Origin of the sequence: Lysinibacillus sp. Bpr_S20, assembly GCF_023337835.1 — a bacterium.
GTDB lineage: Bacteria > Bacillota > Bacilli > Bacillales_A > Planococcaceae > Lysinibacillus.
This window is the reverse complement of the sequence record NZ_JALNLQ010000001.1, coordinates 171,358-191,587: the sequence shown is the minus strand read 5'-3', so window position 1 is coordinate 191,587 and position 20,230 is coordinate 171,358. Positions and strand designations below refer to the sequence as shown.

Here is a 20,230-nt window from a genome sequence, read left to right as displayed (position 1 = left end):
AACCCTCCTTCGCATCTTCCCTTACTATTTTATTCGAAATTGAAGACAAAGACAAAAATAAATCCTTTAAATTCAAAAAATGTCTGAAATTTTCGGATTTATACCATTTTTTCTTGCGCTAATTTTAAAATGGCCTGTGCTGCTTCATCAATTGATAATGCTGTTGTGTCTAAAAAGATGGCATCTTCAGCTTGAATTAGTGGCGATGCTTCACGCTCGCTATCCATTTTATCGCGCAGGGCAATTTCTTCTTGCAGTTTTTCAATGGACGATTCAATTCCTCGTTTTTGATTGTCCATAAAACGACGTCTTGCTCTCTCTTCTACAGTTGCAGACATAAAGATTTTTAGTTCTGCATCCTTTAATACATGCGTAGCAATATCGCGCCCGTCCATAACAACACTACCATTAGCCGCAAGCTTTTGTTGCTGAGCTACTAATAGTTCACGTACTTTAGCGTGTGCCGCTACTTGTGAAACAGATGAAGTTACCTCATTAGATCGAATTTCTGCCGACACGTTCTTCCCTTCTAAAAAGACTAGTTGTCCCTCAGAAGAAGGCTTTAATTCAATTGTGGTAGATGCTAGCATTTCTGCTAATTTAGTCTCATCATCTAAATGTATGTTTTGTTGCATTGCTTTATACGTCACAGCACGATACATAGCACCTGTGTCGATATAAGTAAATCCAAGTGCCTCTGCAACAATTTTCGCGATGGTGCTTTTCCCAGCACCAGCCGGTCCATCGATTGCAATTTGAATATTTTTCTTCATAGTTTCCCCTACTTTCTTTCACACCATATTGTATCATAAAAAAGCCCTCTTTAAGCAGAGGGCTTTCTCAAATGAAAATTACTACTCGATTTAAAGGTGTGTAAACTCCCCGCAAAATTCCATGGCATCTTCCAATCAGTTGGGAAGGCATCTGCCAGATGTGCTAGACCAACATGATGTTGGTCGATCAGTCCCAATTATTTCGGTGCGTGTTTGGACACCCGTAAAAGAAGTATCAAGCATCAAAAGGATTTATTTCTTTACGACGATTCACTAACTGACGTTCGAAGCAAAAACGAACAATATGCTGTTGGTCTACATCATCAGTATCAGTTAATTGAATAGTTGCCATTTTTTTGTCATCTTTTTCAAATATACGAACAACCATCGCATCCGTGACCACGTATTTTACATCCCCATTGGCAAATGGTAAAACGATTGTTAACTGAACCGCATTGCCTTCTTGAAAAGCAACTGTCCCGTTCAACATAACTGCCAAACCACCTGCGCTAATGTCCGATGTTACAAGCTGATATTTGAAATCCTTAAATTGAACAGCGACATCCACAGGCGTTTCCACACGTACATATTCACGACGTTGAATTTTGATAAAGTCATCTGCCTTTGGACAATGCAACATAATCATAGGTATATTACCAGCTTTACGTCCGATTACTTCAGTATTGAAAGCAAATGATTGCTTATCCTCCGTGCGAAAAGTCGCTCTAAACTCAGAACCATCTATTAAAAAAGCTGTTTTCTTTGTAGCAACATTTATTGGGTAATCGATGTAAAGAATATTTTCTTTTTGTTCTACAACTTTACAGCGGAATTTTTCAACACGCTCCGTATAAGCTGGTTCAAGTTCTAATTGCGTACCAATTTTTATTTCCATGAGCATCTCCCCGAACACAAATATAGATTTATTATCGCACGAGATGCCCATTTTGGCTAGATAAATTGGTAGTTTCTTCTTATATTAAGTTAAATATTCCACCTTTAAAACGTTATGGTTTTCAGCATCAATAACAATTCTAAATGTTTCTTGCGTGTTTTTATCACGGACTGCGATGACTTCATAGCAAAGACGTTGTTCAAATTGTCCGTTATCAGTATAAATATTTTTTACTTCTTGTACTTTCACATCGTCATCGAAGAAAGTTTGCCAATCAATTGGTTTTGCAGTTTGTGGTTTAATCGTCTCAGCTTGAATATATTCCATCGCATTTGCACCAAGTAACTCGCCTGTGTCCTTAGCAAGCTTTAATTGCACCCCATCTGCATAAATTAATGCATTATCGCCAGGGTGAACACGTGCAAATGTCACATGCCATGCTTGATGGTTTTCACGTGATTCCACAAATGCAACATCATTCATGCCAAGTCGTTTTACATATTCTTCAGCTTTTTTCATAATTTCATCTTGTGATAATCTTGCTTCATCTACTGGACGTTCTACTAAATAGGATATTAAATGCCCGCCTTTTTCTGTTAGATCGACATATCCTAAACGAATATCTTGGTGGAATTGGATGTGATAGAACGGATATGGTGCAGTATCGCTACTTTTCGTAACAGTAAATGTTGCATCTTTTATGATAGGGAATAGTTGTTTTACTTTTTCCAATGCTTCTTTTTCAGTAATAACTGAATCTTGTAATGCTTTAAGTTCTATTTTTTTCTGCCAATCCGATTCACTCAATGTAAGTGGGAAGTCTTTTTCGCTGTAATCCTTTAATGTCTTTTGTACATGATCAAAAGTTGTATTTGGGTTTTTAGTATCAACTTGTCTTAACCAGACATCCATCTTACCGTTGTTTTTATAAAAATCTACTGTTGCTGCTGACCATTCATCTGATAGGGCTTGTAAATTTGTAGAGACTTGTGGCATTTTTTCTCGCCAAGCTTGGTAATCACCTGTTTTAGACGTTTTCTTTGCCTCATCCCCTAAACGCCCTAAGTAGCTTAACCAGTCGTTTGACATTTCCTGTCCGATAGGAATATTCGACATAGAAGATCGAACGTCAGAGCTTAGTCGCCAAACAGAATCTAACTCATTGTGAATGGCGTTGTCATCCCGAAACAATAGCGATTGTGAAACAGCTCTTTGTAGATGCGATAATTTTTCAGATGCATCTGTTAAGTTATCTGTGTACTGAGCTAGTACAGTACGTTGTAAACTTGTATTTTTTCCGTGCATATTAATGCTATATGCTCCTAAACCAATAACTGCTGCAGTGAGTATAACGAGCATCGTTCTCATTTTTTTCCTCCTTTCTTATGAACAGAAAATGTGTTCTCCAATTCGTTTTATTTGAGGTCTTGACCAAATCCACTTACTTGTAGCTGTTTTCGGGTTAAAATAATAAAGTGCATTTTCTGAAGGATCCCATCCATTCATAGCATCAAGAACTGCTTCTTTTGCACGTTCATTTGGTTCAAGCCAAATTTGTCCATCTGCCACCGCAGTAAATGCTAACGGTTGGAAGATAATACCTGAAATAGTGTTAGGGAATTCAGGACTTTCCAAACGATTTAAAATAACAGCCGCTACAGCCACTTGACCTTCATAAGGCTCTCCCCTAGCTTCACCAAAAACCGCATTCGCCATTAGTTGTACATCTCTGTCAGTATACTTTGGAGGTACTTGAGTTTTAGTTCCATTATTATTACTACTTCCACTACTTTTACCTCCGCCACCACCGCCGCCTGTGTTTGTTTTCACTTGCTGTTCAAGTGGCATGCCGCCATAATAGGTAAATTGATTGCCTGCATTTAATTGGGCTTTTACCCATCCTTCATCATAATCTGAATAACCTGATAACGTTTTTTTCGTTTTAGCACCGGCTATTCCATCCACGGGTAAACCATATTTCTCTTGGAAATTTCGTAAAGCCCAATATGTGTTATAGCCAAATTTGCCATCAATTTTACTTTTATAAAATCCTAAGTATTGTAGCCTTGCCTGAAGCTCAATTACATCATCCCCATAAGCACCCCGAGAAATTTGTTGCTCGGTAAATGCAATGGCGTCATTTTGCGGAATAGCGAATATACTAATCCCCAACATCAAAGCAAAAATCATGCTTACTAAACGCACTATCATCACTCCTTTTTTCATAGCTTGAAACAAACGACTCATTTTATACATATCAATTTTACCTCGGCAAAATTGCGTCCAGAATCGGCTTTGTGCTTATGCTGCACGAGGGCCAACACGATGTCGGTCATTTCGGTAATGCCACAGGACGTGGCGTTTGTTTTTACCGATGCAGGTCAGTTAGCTGTTATCGCAAGGATGCGATGATTTAAAGGCTAACATCCTCTGTAAACTCCTTTCATCTCACACCTATAGAGGTTGAAGGTTTCTGTAGCTGACTCTTTGCTTTCGCTACAAAATAAAAAGCGCAGAAATCTTTTTTAGATTTCTACGCTTTATATTTTTTTATGCATATGCAAATGTTGTACAAGATGATAATGAGCAAGCTTTACTTTTCGTAGCCCAAACCACCACAAAAATAGCATAAAAGGGATCATTAAATAGACCCAATAGCCTTTAAACGATAAAATTGTGTTATATAAAATGTGTAATACTACCGGTGCACAAAACGCCATAGCAATCATTTCTTTCGTCTTTGCAAGCTTTGAAAACTTGGCACGTCCATAATAATAGCCCATTACAACTCCGAACAAAGCATGACTTGATACAGGTAATAAGGCACGCATAAATGCAGTATCCAAACCGAAAGAAAATAAATAAAGCACATTTTCTATCGTAGCAAAACCAAGAGATATACTTGCACCATATAGTATGCCATCATAAGGATCATCGAATTCTACATGATTGTAGATTGCGATTAAAAGAACAAACCATTTAAAAAACTCTTCAACTACACTAGAAAAAACTACATCTTGTAGATAAAGATATCGAAAGACCCCTTCCTCCGTTAGTACATATTGTAAGAACAAGATCGGGAACGTTAAAAATGCACCATACAAAAACGTTTGAAGTAAGGTTCTTCTTGGCTCCGTTGCCATCTGATTGCGCAAATAAAAGTAACTAAAAAGCGCTAGACCGGGAGCAATGGCAGCTGATAATAAAATGATCATGATGCCGGCTCCTTTCAAAAATCATTTTCACCTTGACAATATTATGTTAAGATTTTAAAATTCGTGACATCCTTCTACTGCCTTAATCCAACAATCTTTTCTCGCACGTAAGCGAAGCGTCAGCACATTGGCATTTTCTCAGGATGTATAATTTTCTATGCTAAGTTTATCTCTTTGTACCAATTATTGGACACTTCTATAATAATATATTTCCGAATATCTCAAGTGGAAAACTTCTGTGACATCAAACTTTCGTTTTCGACAAAAAAATATCTGTTATACGAAGATAAACTGCTATTATTATACCATGATATGACATAAAACTTTTTAAAAGGAGATAATATTTTTATGAAAAAAACAATTTTATTAATTCATACAGGTGGAACCATTTCTATGGCGATGAGTGATGAAGGTGCCGTTATGCCAAACAAGGAAAATCCTCTAATGCAAGAGAGCAGCAAACTTGATGCACTGGCAACAATTATGGAAATGGAGGCTTTTAATCTCCCATCACCGCATATTACTCAAAAAGAAATGCTTGCATTACGAAACCTTATTATTGAAAAGGTTGCAGAGGAAAAAATAGATGGCGTTGTCATCACCCATGGTACTGATACATTAGAGGAAACAGCTTATTTTTTAGAGTTAACAACTGATTTATCAATTCCTATTGTATTAACAGGTGCAATGCGTTCCTCAAACGAACTTGGTGCAGACGGGGTTTATAATTTAGTAGAAGCCGTCCGTGTAGCTGTGGATGATGAAGCGCGTGAGAAAGGTGTGCTTGTTGTTATGAATGACGAGGTCCACCTTGCTGTTAACACGACAAAAACAAGCACTAGTTCAGTAAACACCTTCCAGTCACCTCAATATGGCCCAATCGGACTTATTACAAAATCTAGAATATTATTTCATCATGCCCCTATCCGCCGTCAATATGTAGATGTTGATGGATTATCAAAACGAGTAGCCATGCTGAAAGTCTATGCTGGTATGGAAGTTGACTTACTTGATGTAGTACTCGCATGTAAATATGATGGCGTTGTGTTAGAAGGTCTAGGACAAGGTAACGTCCCTCCATCAGTTGTTAAAGGTATTGAAAGTCTTATAGAGCGCGGTATTCCTGTTATACTTGTATCCCGTTGTTTTAATGGGATCGCAGAAGGTGTATACGGCTATGTTGGCGGGGGCAAAATGCTCGAAGACTTAGGCGCTATATTTGCCACTGGTATTAATGGTCAAAAAGCGCGTTTAAAATTATTAATTGGGCTCAACAAAGTCGGTACTCCTCTAGATTTAAAGGAATTTTTCATGTAAGGCTAATGTATTCATTAGTCACTTAAGGTTATGCATCAATAATTTGCTTATAATATTTCAAGATTATCTGTAAATGCTTGATTGCGATCTCAAAATCTGGCTGAATAACAGATAGCTGTATGAAATTTCTTTGACGTAAGTATTGGCTATCCGCATGAACATAATAACCATTTAAATTTAAATCTCTCTGTAGATTTGCCAAAGCCTTAGGCAGTTGTAACGTGATTAGCATCGGATACTGTTTAGTTGAAACTTGATAGTCCATAAATGGTAGCTGCAGCAATGTTTCAAAACGTTGTTGTAGCTGACCATATCTTTCTGGATATGCCTGTAAAGCTGTAGTCACATTTGCAACAAGTACGGCTGGTAATGTAAACGGAATCGATCCTTGCTGGTAATTCCCTAAATCTAAATACGCAGGTAATGTTGAAGAAGATTTCACCAGATTTTGCGAAAAAACAAAAGCCAAGCCACTAAGTGCACCAATAGCTTTTCCACTCACCGCAGTCGCTAAATAACAATCTTTTAAAGAAAATGGCATTGCTCCAAAGGAACTGATGCAATCCATGCAAAGCTTTATATTATATCGCTTAGTAAGCTGTACAATTTCCTTTATATCATTACAAGTACCAGTCGATGTTTCCCCATGTACGACAAGAAGCCATTGATACGTTCTTTTTTGTAAATAAGCGTCTAACTTATTTGAATCAAACGGTCTTCCCCAATCTTGCTCCATTACATCAAAATCCAATGCCCATCTCTCTGCTTGCTTTCGAAGACGCTCTCCGAATTCACCATTTGTTAATAGTAGTCCACGTCCTAATTGTTGAGCCTTTAATTGCCCAAGCATAACTTCATTCGCCAATGTTCCAGTTCCCACAATGGTAGCTACATGCTCCGCTCCAGATAGTTGAAGTAACTTATTTCTCATTTGTTCAAACAATGATTGAAAGCCTAATGAACGATGAGAAAGCTCAGAAAACATAATTGGTTCGCACTGTTTCACCGGGCCAGGATAAAATGTATGACACTCCTTCGCCAGTCTTTGCTGCAAAGACCTTTCAAACTGCTGTCTCGTTAATACCATTGGTAAAAATAAAGCATCCTCTGTCCCTGTAGCAGGCGCAAATTGGGTAAACCCCATTTGCTTATATAGTTTCTCTTCACGGGTAGTACCTGAAATAACAGCTGCCGAATAACCTTTTTCATATGCAAAAGCAGTTAGTGCCTGAGTCAATTTCAGCAATACTCTTCCTGTTCGATATGCCTTCTTAACGGCAAGCAACCTAACTTCACATAGCTTAGTTCCAATCTCTTTTGATAAATACTGCTCAACCTTTCCTATCTTTTCATCAATTGAAAACGGCCTTTGATCTCTAAATGCCAGCATACCTATAAGTTCTATTCCTTTATAAACAACAATATATGTATTCTCATGATGAAAACGATCTACTTTTTTTCTTTCGGAGTTTGGTTTATGCTGCGGAATTTCTTCGACAAAGGTTTCGTAATTTAATCGCGCAATCTCCTCAAACTCTGCTTCTGTATGCGCAATTTTGCACCAATACATTTCTTCACTTCCTTCTCTCTAATGACTCTTTAATATTTGACATATGCTTCATAAGCATAAAAATAATTGCTACTAGTAACGGAATATATAAAGATAATTTATCTGTGTACATAATCGCTCCAACATATAATAGAAAGCCACCTAGCATACTAAGTGTTAAACTTCTAGTGATACTTAGTGTAATAGCTGTCCCTACAACCATCATTAAAAATAAGCTCGGGGATAATGCCAGACCCACACCTATAAAAGTTGCTACCCCTTTTCCCCCATTAAACTTTAACCAAAATGGAAACAGATGACCAAGGATGCACAAACTAGCGCCTAAAATAATTTCCCATTCTTCGAAATGCCATAAACGCCCTGCACCAACAATGAGCGCACCTTTTAAAGAATCCCCTAAAAAAGTCCATAGAAAAGCATCTTTCCCAATCACACTACCAGCATTTCTAGCCCCTAAGTTTTTACTTCTTTCTTCCTGTAAATTAACACCATAAACTTTTCCAACGACATAAGCCGTCATAAAGTTTCCTGTCATGTAACTTAGTACCCAATAAAAACCAAGCATTTCTTTCACACCTTTTTATCAGCTTCGATTAGAGAAATTATGTCTGATTATCCTAACGTAAGGTTAATTTCCGTTCCGGGCGGGTCTTTCATTTTGAGCGTCGGATGAGACATACGATTTTCTTTTCGTCACTTCAGCTCTTCTTTCCGTCACTTCGGCTCTTTCATCCATCGCTCCGCTCTCTATCCGCCACTTTGACTCTTTCATCCTTCACTCCGACTCTTCCATCCGTCGCTCTGGCTCTTCTTTCCGTCACTTTGACTCTTCCATCTGTCGCTCCGCTCTTTATCCGTCACTTCGACTCTTCCATCCGTCGCTCTGGCTCTTTTTTCCGTCACTTTGACTCTTTCATCCGTCGCTCTGGCCCTTCTTTCCGTCGCATCGCTCTTTATCCGTCACTTCGGCTCTTCTTTCCATCACTTTAACTCTTCCATCCGTCGTTCTAGCTCTTCTTTCCGTCACTTCGGCTCTTCCATCCGTCGCTCCGCTCTCTATCCGCCACTTTGACTCTTCTTTCCAGAAAAAAGCTGTATAAGCAACATGCCTATACAGCTCCTCTTGCTATTTTCCTCTTTCCGCAATTGTCTTTGCAATACAATCGCCATGGAAACGGCCATTTTCAATAAATATTTCATTGGCATTATTCCCTGCTGCAATCACTCCTGCAATGAATAATCCTTCTACATTCGTTTCCATCGTTTCTGCATTAAAGAATGGACGACCCGTTTCATAATCAATAGAAACACCCATTGCACGAATAAAAGAATGATCTGGATGATAGCCTGTCATTGCAAAAACAAAATCATTTTTTATCGTTTTCTTACTACCATCAATTTCGATTACGGCCTCATGCTCACGGATTTCCAATATATTTGTATTGAAATGCATTTGGACTTCTTCATTTCGTACTACTCCTTCAAATTCTGGTAAAACCCATGGCTTGATGCTAGGTGAATACTCACTCCCACGATAGACAACCGTAACGCGAGCACCAGCCTTATTCAATTCAAGTGCCGCATCCACTGCCGAATTTTTCCCACCTATTACAAGAACATCAGTATCAAAAAATTCATGCCCCTCTTTAAAGTAATGGAATACTTTCGGTAATTTCTCACCTGGGATGTTTAAATAATTTGGATGGTCATAGTAACCCGTTGCAATCACAACATAAGGTGTTGTATAGACTTCTTTATCTGTCGTTACTGTAAACAATGCTCCATTTTTTACAACGCTATTTACTTTCTCGAAGCGGTTTACTTGAATATCATTTAATCGCACAACTTCTCGATAATAAACTAGGGCTTGATTTCGTTTCGGTTTACGACCTTCAATAATAAAGGGCACATCACCTATAGCCAGTCGTTCACTCGTACTAAAAAAAGTTTGATGTGTAGGGTAATTGTAAATCGCATTTACGATATTTCCTTTTTCAATGACAATTGGCTTTAATCCAATATTTTGCAAGGCTATTGCTGCCGCTAAACCACATGGGCCTCCTCCAACAATAATTGCATCTACTTGCTGCATTTCTTGACACTCCTATCAACTTTGAATCAGCATTTTGCTAATACTTTACTTTTAATAATCGGACTCGCTTCCATTATACGCCTTCTACCGCGTTTTGGTTGTTTATTTATCCGAAATTTCAATGTCTATAATATGACATTGTGGTCTCGCACCAAGTCGGAAAGGTAATAATGTTGTACCATAGCCATTACTCACTAAGGTCATCACACCCTCACGCTCCCGATAAGAGCCGTTAGGATGCACACCATATGGACCCAGTCTAATTTGACCACCGTGTAAATGGCCACCAATCATTAAATCTGCTCTATATTTCGCACGGACTCTTGCAAAAACACCTGGATTATGTGAGATGAAAACAACTAAGTCCTTCTCTCCTACCTTTGCGAACGCTTCATCAAAGCTATATTTCCTTGTAGATGTATCTTCAATTGCATTTAGCCAAAAACGGTTTTTTTTAGGTAGTAATACAGCATCATTGGCGATAATTTGAACACCATGTTCCTGTAAAATATTTCTTAATCGCTCTTCACCGACTTCTCTGTCATTATTACCCCATACAAAATAAGTTGGTCCTAGAGGAGTTAATAATTTTAGGTTGTCATGAATACGTTGAATAGGTGTGCGTCCATCAGCAAAATCTCCACCGATAATAACAGCATCAAAATGACCATCTAACTGCTCAATCATCTGGCGGTTAATGCTGCGTAAATGTGTATCCGAAATAAAAAAAAGTCGGATCTTTTCCTGTTCACCCTTTAATAACAATTGATGATGTAAAACATTATTTTCATGTGCCACCTTCAACATATAAAGCAGGAACGCGATGACTACTAAAATAAATAGTCCAATATAAATCATTCCCTCACATCTCCTTACGAAAGTAAAAAGGCGATTCATACTAATGAAGAATCGCCTTTTCACTAAATCAGACGTACGCCTCGACCATATTTGGTGTTGACGTTTGTCCTTTATTTTATACTAGAAAAACATCATTACCAAAGAATGACACAAGCTTTTCTTACGGTAACTTAATTACTTGCCCAACCTGTACAGTATTAGAAGACATACCGTTTGCTGCACGAATTTTCGCTAGTGTTGCTTCGCTGCCATCGCCGTAGTGGTTCAATGCAATCCGATATAGATTTTCATTTGCTTTTACAGTATGGGAACTCGCTTTTGCCGCTTGTTTGGCTTCTTCTGCTTTACGAGCTTCTTCAGCTTTGCGTGCTTGCTCAGCTTTTCGCGCTTCCTCGGCCTTTCGTGCTTGTTCTGCATTTCTAGCCTCTTGCGCTTTTTTATTCGCTTCTGCTTGCGCTATTCTAGCTTGCTCAGCTTTTTTAGCTTCCTCGGCCTTTCTAGCTTCTTCGGCCTTCTTGGCTTCTTCTGCTTTCTTGGCTGCTTCTGCCTTTTTCGCTTCCTCAGAAGCCTTCTGCTCAGCTGCTAATTTCTCAGCATCTTTTTTAGATTTTTCCTTTGTTTTGTCTGCTTTATCGTCTTCTTTCTTTTTGTCAACTGACACAGGTACCTTATCTTTATTTCCTGACTTATCAATTTCTACCATTTGCTCCGAAGATTTTTTTTCAGCATCTTCCATTGTTGTTCCAGGTTCATAGAAATTTAAAAAATAAACTAATATCGATAATGGAATTAAGATAAAAATGACAAAGAGAATCGTCATTAATGGCGGTTTTCGTTTTGTTTTTTTGGGCTTTTTATTGTCATTTCCATTTTTCTTCATTCTTGAAACTCTAGATAAAGCTTCCTGTTCTTTTTGTTCTTCTTCAAAAGATTGACGATGTTCTTCGATTTTATCGCGATAATCTTCTTTACTCATTCGCCGTTCCTCCAACCTTACTACGCTTTCTATGATTCTATTATGACGAATTTTGCGAAAAAAGTAAATGACCGTAAGTTATAGTCTAAAAAGGACACATCACCATAACGTGGGGTTGATTGCTATTCCAACTGGTTGTTTTCTGGGGTAATCGATGAGCTGCTTCAGAACGAAAGACTTCGTTCTTTTGAAAACACTTCATTTGTCAGTACTTTTCCCTAGTAACTCCTCAGTTTTCCCAAGCTAATCAACTAATCCATGAAAACTCTTTCGGTGGATGAACCTCTAACAACCCAATAAGAGTTGCTTTAGGCGACTTTCCCATGGAATCATTTCTATTTTCTTCTCTTCCTTCAAGCGTACCTTATTGATTTCATCATAATGGATTCCACAATTTTCACAACAGTTTTCTGGTTTTTTCAGCAATTTTTGCCCAAAATACCCGACTAGCTGTTTGCGGATACAGTCTTTTGTCTGAGTCATTTTATACATTTTATCGACAGCACGATATTTTTCCAGTGCCAAATGATTTAAACGCACTTTAACTTGTTCCATCGTTTCTTGTTGCAGCCAGTAATCAAGGACACGAAAAGCGGTCTCACTTAACTCTCCATTTTTCAACATTTGTGAAGGATGCACTTGTTGATTTAGTAGTTCCTGATAACGATCCACATGCCCAGCTGTTGGCAAATCGCCTGTTACAACAAATTTCGCAAGTTCTTCGTCACCCTCACTATAAAGTAAAATTGCGAGAGCCGGTTGACCGTCACGACCTGCACGGCCAAGTTCCTGCATATAATTTTCTACATTAGCAGGCATCGTTTCGTGGATGACCTGACGAATATCTGGCTTATTGATGCCCATACCAAAAGCATTCGTGGCCACAATCCAGTCGAGTTCCCCATCAATAAACTGTTGCTGTATAAACTGGCGGTCCTCAGCACCATAACCTGCATGATAAGCTGCTGTTCGTATACCAGCCTGTATAAGCGCTTCACTATATTGTTCAGCACGTTTCCGCGAGGACATATATAATATACCCGGTCCTGCCGTCTCTTTAACATGCTGCAAAATCCAGTGAACTTTATCTGCCTTATCCTCAAATACGACACGCCCAAGATGAATATTCGGCCGATCCACATTGTACAAAAACTCAAATGGTGTATCTAGCGACAATGTATCTCGAATATCATTGACTACTTTATTCGTCGCTGTCGCTGATAACGCTAAAACTGGTGGACGATTTACTTGTGAAAACCATTGTCCAATTCGTAAATAATCTGGTCGAAAATCAAAGCCCCACTGAGAAATACAATGTGCCTCATCCACTACGATAAGACCTAGCTGCATTTGTGAAAGCTTGTCTTGAACTTGTTGCTGTAAAAGCATCTCTGGTGACGTAAAAATAAAACGATACTGCTCTAAAAAATGTAAAACATATCGTTTTTCACTTACGGATAAAAATGAATTTAAGGCAACTACCCTCTTTTCACCAAAGCGTTTTAGCTCCTCAACCTGATCCTGCATTAGAGACAGCAAAGGAGAAACGATTAAAACTGGTTTCTGCAAGATATATCCTGGTAGCTGATAACAAAGTGATTTTCCCATTCCTGTTGGTAATAGAGCAATAACATCTTTTTCTTCAAAAATTGCTTCGATGACCTCTTTTTGGCCTGGCCGAAATGTTGTATAGCCAAAATACTTTGCTAACGTTTGTTCAAGTTCCATTTATACTTCTCCTTTCGCAAGGACAAGCCTTAGCTGGAAATAACTCATACCTTCAACTACTTCATGCAATGTTTTCAATTTTTTAGTTTGATAGTGTTTCGATGCCTGCCAAACTTTTTCCGCTTCTTCATAAGAGACGAATGGACCAATCGAAAAGTTCGGTTCATTCATGGCTAATTCCACCAAATGATCCTCTATTGTACTTTGTTTTAGTTTCCTTATTTGCACAATCTGTTCAATTGAATAGCCCTGCTCATATAAATGTGCTGTTTGTTGCGCTGAATCAGTTAGTAATGCTTTTACTCTTAATCCTTCCGCAACTTCACCAAGTAACGGGTAATCATTTGTCTGATGAACTTCATTTAATAACGTATGTAGCAATTCTATAAACGCCAATTGACAATCTAAAACGGTTTCCTTACGTTCACTCGCAAGCTGCTGCCAAGTCCAGCCCGGTAAACTATGACCACTCAGTCGATAGAGAACGAGCTGTTTATTGGCCTCTGATAAGGGTAACACAGCGAGCACGCGTTCACATTCCTCCAATAATCGCTGCTGTATATGTCCATCTTGATAGTTATGCTCTACTAAAAAAGTGCGGACCCAAGACTGAATAGCTGTATCCCTACTAATGGGAGAAAAAGTACGAACTCCTGCGCTTTGATAGGACAAACTTTGGACAATTAAAGAGAACCTAGCAAAAAACACATGCTCATTTCCCCTATAGTGCCATCCGTCAAATAAAAAATCAGAAGTCTGATCCGCTCGTTGTAAACCTAGCTTTTTCATGGAATAGTGACCAGATTCTTGCATTATTAACCAACTATACTGCAAAAACGTAGAAACGGCTTCATCAAATGTCTTTCTAGGTAATTTAGGTAAAAGACCGAAATAATTATGTAACTGAAATAGGCCTATGTCTTGTATAGTCTGGCCAGAACGCTTTCCTCTTAATACATGATAAGCTGCAGAAATCGTTCGTTCGTTATTTAGTTTTTGAAAGATTTGCAATAAAATTTGATGAAACATAGACGCAAATTCCTCCAATTTAATAGTATTTATGTTGAAATGTAAGATAAACATCTTTAAAATGAGTATGAAGCTTTATAGGAACATGTAAAAGGAGAGAATGAAAAATGGCTAAATTCACAATAGTTGATAAAGATACATGCATCGCTTGTGGCGCTTGCGGAGCCGCAGCACCAGATATTTATGATTATGATGATGAAGGTATTGCCTTCGTTATTTTAGATGATAACATGGGAACTGCTGAAGTTCCAGAAGATCTACTAGAAGACATGCAAGACGCTTTCGAAGGATGCCCAACTGACTCAATCAAAGTAGCAGATGAGACTTTCGATGGCGACTCATTAAAATTCGAATAGTTTTAGTATCTTTAAAGGCATCCATAACTGGGTGCCTTTATTTTTTCCCCTCGTTACAAACGCCCAAATTAGATTACATGGTTAATTCCCCTAGGATAAATATAATTTGGGCTCATCATCAAAAGTTGTGGATGACTTTTGTTAAAACGTATACTATGAAAAAAGTTGATTGGAGTGGAGACTGGGCGACTCCTTGGGGATTAGCGATAGAGGAACGAAGGCTAAGAGCATCACATCCTGTGATAACGCCTTCGTGACCAACATCGTGTTAGCCCGAGACCCTGGAGCGAGCAACGCGAGTGAAGCGGGAAGGGAACGAAGGCTAAAGGCATCACGTCCTGTGATAACGCCTTCGTGACCAACATCGTGTTGCCCCGACGCCCCCAGGAAGCTCTACTCTGCGCGAAAGCGAAGCGTCAGCGGCAATGTTTTATCTGTGCGAAAGCGAAGCGACAGCAACAAATGTTTTCTGTAGCGAAAGCAAAGCGGCAGCTACAAATGTTTTCTGTAGCGAAAGCAAAGCGGCAGCTACAAATGTTTTCTGTGGCGAAAGCAAAGCGGCAGCTACAAATGTTTTCTGTGGCGAAAGCAAAGCGGCAGCTACAAAGCGCCCAGTCGGAACGGAAATCAACCATACGTTTTGGTGATGATCCATAATTTAGTTTAATAGATTCGTATAGATTCTTGCTTATACCATATTAATCCATTAAATAATCTTGCAGCAAAAATGTAAATAACCCCACCAGATTCGTCTCTAACATAGCAGAGATGAATTTTTTTGTACTTTCCAACCTAAAGTTGGTCATTCTTTTCATCTTGTTATTGCAACCATTTTTTATGTATGATAAGATTTTAGTAGTTGGTACTAATAACAGATATTATTTCATAAAGGGGTTCTTATAGATGATGGATAATTTATTACAATTAAAAGATAAGAATATTGTCGTAATGGGCGTGGCAAACGATCGAAGTATTGCATGGGGTATCGCAAAACGATTATTTGACGTAGGCGCAAATGTTATTTTCACATATCGTCAAGAACGTTCATTAAAAAAATTACAAAAGCAATTAGAAAATATCGGACAATCTGATTCACTTATCGTACAATGCGATGTCAACAGCGACGAAAGTACAAAAGCAGCTTTCGATGAAATCGGTACAAAAGTAGGCATTATCCACGGAATCGTGCACTCAGTAGCCTTCGCCAATGCAGAAGACTTACACAATCGATTCTTAGAAACAACTCGTGACGGCTATGCATTTGCACAAGATACTAGCGCCTATTCCTTAATTTCGGCAGCAAAGGCTGCACATCCTTATATGACTGAGGGCGGTTCTATCGTAACAATGAGTTACTTAGGAGCAGAGCGTGTGCTAGATGGCTACAATGTAATGGGTGTAGCGAAAGCAGCATTAGAGGCATCTATGCGCTATCTTGCTGCAGATGTTGGTAAAGATAATATTCGTGTTAATGCTATTTCAGCTGGAGCGATTCGTACACTTGCTGCAAAAGGAGTGCCTTCCTTCAATACAATTTTACACAAAATCGAAGAAACAGCTCCATTAAAACGTAATGTTCAACAAGATGAAGTGGCAGATATGACAATCGTGATGCTTTCTCACCTATCACGTGGTGTAACAGGCGAAACGATTTACATCGACGCTGGCTACAATATTATGGGTTAATAGAAAGAAGCATGGAGGATCATTAAATGATCTTTCATGCTTCTTTGTTTCATATTCTGTTATTTAAGTACCTTTGGGGCTGGATAATCAAAGCCCTTTGTATCGACTTCTACCTTTTTCATTTGCTGATCTTTTAATGGTTTATCTGCACTATCACGTTCAGCAGCAGCGATAGCATCTACTGTTTCCATCCCCTCGATCACTTTTCCGAAGGCAGCATAATCGCCATCAAGATGTGATGCTTCCTTTACCATAATGAAAAATTGAGAACCAGCAGAATTTGGATCGTCTGAACGGGCCATCGAAATGACGCCACGTTCATGCTTCAAATCATTTTTAAAACCATTTTTCGAAAATTCACCTTCTATCGAATAGTCTGGCCCACCTGTACCATTACCTGAAGGATCTCCACCTTGAATCATAAAATCAGGGATAACTCGATGGAAAATAAGACCATCATAAAAACCTTTTTTAGCTAAGGAAATAAAATTAGCTACCGTATTTGGCGCTGTAGAAGGTTCTAATTCGATGACGATTTTTTTATCATTGTTCATCGTAATCGTCACAATTGGATTTTCCTTCACTTTTGATGAATAATCCTCATTTTTTTCACTTTCTTTAGAGGCCTTACAACCTGTCAAAATTAAAACTACCGCTAACAAAGCGAAGACAAAAGAAAATCCTTTATTACGTGCGAACATACTTTTTCAACTCCTCTTGATAATTACCTCCACATTATATTATCAGATAGTTTACGACAAATCATTTTTATGAAAGTTGATAAAACTGTGCCTCAATAAACGACCTCTTAAGGATGCGAACAAGATTGCTTTTACCCCGCTGCAATGCGTTGTTTAGCAATAATCCCCTTTAATAAAAATGATAATAAACATGCAACGACTAAAAATACTGCAATCATACCAATAACGCCTCCCCAGCCATAATGCATCCAGAATACCCCTCCAACCGTTCCTCCAACGCTTGAACCAAAATAATAGAAAAATAAATAGAGAGAAGAGGCTTGTGCTTTATCATGAGTGGCTCGTTTACTAACCCAGCCACTAGCAATCGAGTGTGCTGCAAAGAAGCCAAATGTAAAAATGATAATCCCTAAAATTTTTAAAGTAAGTAACCCATTTAATGTAATAATTGCCCCTGCAAACATGATTGTAATGGACAATAACAGCATCTTTTGACGACCGTATTGATCAGCCAGACTCCCGAACCAAGCGGAGCTAAAAGTACCTACTAAGTAAATCACAAAAATCCACCCAACAATCGTTGCACTTAAATTATAAGGTGGTTCCATTAATTTGAAGCCAATGTAGTTATAAAGAGTTACAAAGCTGCCCATTAATACAAAGCTAATGCCAAAGAGACAAAGCATGGATGGATCCTTTAGATGTTGCCAAAGAGATGTTGCCAAGGCTTTAATCTGTAAAGGACGTGCTGTAAAATGCTTGGAGTTAGGGAGCATCCAAATAAATAATAGACTAATTATAAGACTGATAATACCTAGTACAACCATCCCTACTTGCCAATTGTAAACATCCGTTAATGTACCTATAATAACTCGACCACTTAGTCCACCTACCGAATTTCCACTTATGTATAAGCCCATTGCAATACCTAAACTAGATGGATTCATTTCCTCCCCTAAATAAGCCATCGCAATGGCTGGTAATCCCGCAAAAACAACGCCCTGTATAACACGCAACACTAATATCGTTTCAAAATTAGGAGAAAAGGCAAGTGCAAGCGTAATAATAGATGCCGAAAAAATAGAAATGGTCATCAAGGATTTCCTGCCCCACGCCTCCGACAATGAGCCAACAATAATCATACTGACAGATAACGCAAAGGTTGTTACAGAAAGCGTTAAACTCGCAATTGCAGGCGATACATGAAACTCCTTAGCATAGGTTGGTAATAAAGGCTGTGTCACATATAAATTAGCGAAGGTAATAAAACCCGCTAAAAATAAAGCCCAATTTGCTTTATAAAACGCCTTAGTCCCTTTTTGAATGTAATCCATTTGTCTCTCTCCTTAACGTACTTCCAATGTTACTATTATTCTAATACAATAATCTTCAAAACTCACGATTGTTTGTCAAAAAATAGACAAATTTATCTCTAGTTTTTTCTTTTGTGCATAATTTCATTTGACACTCTACACGTGACTAAAGCCATATATTCTTCATAAAAACTTAGTTTTTATCTATTTTGAGTTGGCAAATATTGTGTTACAGTGAAAGTAATCATCTAGCAATCATTGGTAAATAAGCTCCGATGACTAAACTATTTTCAATGCATAGATTTGGAGGAATTTTTATGAAGATTATTGAAGCTTTAGCCCTTTCAGCACCCTATATCCACCTTGCATTAAAGGAAGAAGCCATCGTGGCTGTCGTCGAAAAGGAAAGTGAAACAGTTGTAAAATACTTAGCTGGAAAACGTGTAGATTCAGGCTATCTAGATGGACAAAAAGTAAATGCTAATGACCAAAATGTTTTCATTGCCTTTAATGGGAAAAACGCTGATGTCGTTATACCAGAGGATATATACGGAGTTGCTATCAATGCATTTTCGTTCCCAATCCGTGAAAATGGTAAAGTTGTAGGTGCTCTAGCTTTTGGATTGCCAATCGACAATGAGCTTAAACTCGAGGATTATATGAGCACAATGGATCACATAGTAAATAGCCTACAGGATAAAGTACATACGATTGCTTCTCATTCAGAGGAATTAGCAGCAACGAGTGAGGAAATTAACAAACAAGCACAGCACGCCCTTGAAGATTCAGAGAAAACAAATGACGTAACAGATTTAATAAAGAACATTTCTCGCCAAACAAATTTACTTGGCTTAAATGCATCTATCGAGGCTGCTCGCGCGGGGCAGCATGGCGCTGGCTTTAACATCGTGGCGCAAGAAGTTAGAAAGCTCTCTTTTGAAACATCTAGCGCTACTGAAAACATTGAAGCATCCCTACGAAATATCAATAGAAACCTTGAAAACCTTAAGCAAAATATGGGGCAAATTAATGATGCAACAAACGAACAGGCCCAGCTAGTTCAAGATTTCAGTGAAATTATCGAGGAGTTAACAGTTCTCAGTCATGAAATGAAAGGCTTTATGCATGATGCCTTAAAATAATAAAGAGGTGAAGTACATTGCACATTCCTATTAACCCTGAATTATCCTTACGTACTATCGAATTAGAAGATGCTAATGCTATTTTTGCCTTAACAGATGCATCACGAGCACATTTACGTGAATGGTTGCCTTGGCTGGACTTCACAAAAGAAGGAGCAGATACAACAACATATATAGAAGGCTGTCTAAAAGGACACGAAGCTAAAAGCAGCCTCTCTCTTGCCATCATTTTTCGAAATGAAATAGTCGGTATTGCTGGCTTTAATACGATCAATCATAGCAATAAAATTGCAGCGATTGGCTATTGGCTTAGTGAAGGAGCCCAAGGACATGGTATTATGACAAAGACAGTACAGGCATTGTTACAATATGCTTTTGAGGATTTACAGCTCAATAAGGTCGAAATTCGTGCTGCTGTGGGTAATACCAAAAGCCGTGCAATCCCTGAGCGACTTGGCTTTACAAAAGAAGGAACGATTCGTGCAGCAGAATGGCTTTATGATCATTATGTCGACCATGTTGCTTACGGTATACTCGCTAATGAATGGTATCAAATCAAGAAAAAATAGAAGCTTCTAA

20 protein-coding genes are annotated in these 20,230 nt (G+C 38.4%); 6 read left to right on the top strand and 14 right to left on the bottom strand.

Annotated elements, in window-relative coordinates; translation table 11 throughout:
• Positions 1-98 precede the first annotated feature (98 nt).
• The 5 genes from cmk to prsW form a co-directional block, all read right to left on the bottom strand.
• The gene (cmk, locus tag MWJ95_RS00945) at positions 99-773 is read right to left on the bottom strand and encodes a (d)CMP kinase (RefSeq protein WP_249074156.1); all 675 of its coding nucleotides are present in this window, start codon (positions 771-773) and stop codon (positions 99-101) included.
• Positions 774-1,008: 235 nt separating this feature from the next.
• A complete protein-coding gene (locus tag MWJ95_RS00940; RefSeq protein WP_249074157.1) occupies positions 1,009-1,668 on the bottom strand; it encodes a flagellar brake protein in 660 nt (219 codons plus the stop codon).
• Between the two features lie 84 nt (positions 1,669-1,752).
• Positions 1,753-3,036 carry a PepSY1/2 domain-containing protein gene (locus MWJ95_RS00935; RefSeq protein ID WP_249074158.1) on the bottom strand — a complete coding sequence of 428 codons (1,284 nt, stop codon included), beginning with the start codon at positions 3,034-3,036 and terminating at the stop codon, positions 1,753-1,755.
• Positions 3,037-3,051: 15 nt separating this feature from the next.
• Positions 3,052-3,873 carry a spore cortex-lytic enzyme gene (gene sleB, locus MWJ95_RS00930; RefSeq protein WP_249074159.1) on the bottom strand — a complete coding sequence of 274 codons (822 nt, stop codon included), beginning with the start codon at positions 3,871-3,873 and terminating at the stop codon, positions 3,052-3,054.
• 335 nt (positions 3,874-4,208) lie between these two features.
• Positions 4,209-4,883, bottom strand: coding sequence for a glutamic-type intramembrane protease PrsW (prsW, locus tag MWJ95_RS00925; RefSeq protein ID WP_249074160.1), 675 nt, complete (start codon positions 4,881-4,883; stop codon positions 4,209-4,211).
• 348 nt (positions 4,884-5,231) lie between these two features.
• Between prsW and MWJ95_RS00920 the strand changes: the two genes are divergently transcribed.
• Positions 5,232-6,200 carry an asparaginase gene (locus MWJ95_RS00920; RefSeq protein ID WP_249074161.1) on the top strand — a complete coding sequence of 323 codons (969 nt, stop codon included), beginning with the start codon at positions 5,232-5,234 and terminating at the stop codon, positions 6,198-6,200.
• Between the two features lie 28 nt (positions 6,201-6,228).
• Here the strand turns inward: MWJ95_RS00920 and MWJ95_RS00915 are convergent, their stop codons facing one another.
• The 7 genes from MWJ95_RS00915 to MWJ95_RS00885 all read right to left on the bottom strand — a co-directional run bounded on the left by MWJ95_RS00915 (position 6,229) and on the right by MWJ95_RS00885 (position 14,453).
• Positions 6,229-7,770 (bottom strand): aminotransferase class V-fold PLP-dependent enzyme, encoded by a 1,542-nt coding sequence (locus MWJ95_RS00915; RefSeq protein WP_249103709.1) that lies wholly within the window; start codon positions 7,768-7,770, stop codon positions 6,229-6,231.
• Between the two features lie 4 nt (positions 7,771-7,774).
• Positions 7,775-8,335: a glycerol-3-phosphate acyltransferase gene (locus tag MWJ95_RS00910; protein WP_249103706.1), complete on the bottom strand. Its 561-nt coding sequence runs from the start codon at positions 8,333-8,335 to the stop codon at positions 7,775-7,777.
• A gap of 561 nt (positions 8,336-8,896) precedes the next feature.
• A complete protein-coding gene (locus MWJ95_RS00905; protein WP_249074164.1) occupies positions 8,897-9,862 on the bottom strand; it encodes a YpdA family putative bacillithiol disulfide reductase in 966 nt (321 codons plus the stop codon).
• Between the two features lie 102 nt (positions 9,863-9,964).
• Positions 9,965-10,720, bottom strand: a complete 756-nt coding sequence (locus MWJ95_RS00900) for a metallophosphoesterase (protein WP_249074165.1) — start codon at positions 10,718-10,720, stop codon at positions 9,965-9,967.
• 160 nt (positions 10,721-10,880) lie between these two features.
• On the bottom strand, positions 10,881-11,696 hold the full coding sequence (locus MWJ95_RS00895) for a LysM peptidoglycan-binding domain-containing protein (RefSeq protein WP_249103702.1): 816 nt from the start codon (positions 11,694-11,696) through the stop codon (positions 10,881-10,883).
• A 285-nt stretch (positions 11,697-11,981) separates the two neighbouring features.
• The gene (locus MWJ95_RS00890) at positions 11,982-13,424 is read right to left on the bottom strand and encodes a RecQ family ATP-dependent DNA helicase (RefSeq protein WP_249103699.1); all 1,443 of its coding nucleotides are present in this window, start codon (positions 13,422-13,424) and stop codon (positions 11,982-11,984) included.
• Positions 13,425-14,453 (bottom strand): YpbB family protein, encoded by a 1,029-nt coding sequence (locus tag MWJ95_RS00885; RefSeq protein ID WP_249074168.1) that lies wholly within the window; start codon positions 14,451-14,453, stop codon positions 13,425-13,427.
• Between the two features lie 107 nt (positions 14,454-14,560).
• Between MWJ95_RS00885 and MWJ95_RS00880 the strand changes: the two genes are divergently transcribed.
• The 3 genes from MWJ95_RS00880 to MWJ95_RS00870 all read left to right on the top strand — a co-directional run bounded on the left by MWJ95_RS00880 (position 14,561) and on the right by MWJ95_RS00870 (position 16,495).
• Complete coding sequence (locus MWJ95_RS00880; protein WP_053482601.1) at positions 14,561-14,809, top strand: ferredoxin; 249 nt, start codon at positions 14,561-14,563, stop codon at positions 14,807-14,809.
• A 354-nt stretch (positions 14,810-15,163) separates the two neighbouring features.
• Positions 15,164-15,466, top strand: a complete 303-nt coding sequence (locus MWJ95_RS00875; RefSeq protein ID WP_249103697.1) for a hypothetical protein — start codon at positions 15,164-15,166, stop codon at positions 15,464-15,466.
• 246 nt (positions 15,467-15,712) lie between these two features.
• Positions 15,713-16,495 (top strand): enoyl-ACP reductase FabI, encoded by a 783-nt coding sequence (locus tag MWJ95_RS00870; RefSeq protein ID WP_249074170.1) that lies wholly within the window; start codon positions 15,713-15,715, stop codon positions 16,493-16,495.
• Between the two features lie 59 nt (positions 16,496-16,554).
• Here the strand turns inward: MWJ95_RS00870 and MWJ95_RS00865 are convergent, their stop codons facing one another.
• Together MWJ95_RS00865 and MWJ95_RS00860 are read right to left on the bottom strand one after the other, a co-directional pair.
• Positions 16,555-17,196, bottom strand: coding sequence for a peptidylprolyl isomerase (locus tag MWJ95_RS00865; RefSeq protein ID WP_249074171.1), 642 nt, complete (start codon positions 17,194-17,196; stop codon positions 16,555-16,557).
• Positions 17,197-17,327: 131 nt separating this feature from the next.
• Positions 17,328-18,530, bottom strand: a complete 1,203-nt coding sequence (locus MWJ95_RS00860; protein ID WP_249074172.1) for an MFS transporter — start codon at positions 18,528-18,530, stop codon at positions 17,328-17,330.
• A gap of 296 nt (positions 18,531-18,826) precedes the next feature.
• Between MWJ95_RS00860 and MWJ95_RS00855 the strand changes: the two genes are divergently transcribed.
• Positions 18,827-19,651 carry a methyl-accepting chemotaxis protein gene (locus MWJ95_RS00855; protein WP_249074173.1) on the top strand — a complete coding sequence of 275 codons (825 nt, stop codon included), beginning with the start codon at positions 18,827-18,829 and terminating at the stop codon, positions 19,649-19,651.
• 17 nt (positions 19,652-19,668) lie between these two features.
• Positions 19,669-20,220 carry a GNAT family N-acetyltransferase gene (locus MWJ95_RS00850; protein WP_249103694.1) on the top strand — a complete coding sequence of 184 codons (552 nt, stop codon included), beginning with the start codon at positions 19,669-19,671 and terminating at the stop codon, positions 20,218-20,220.
• Positions 20,221-20,230: the final 10 nt, after the last annotated feature.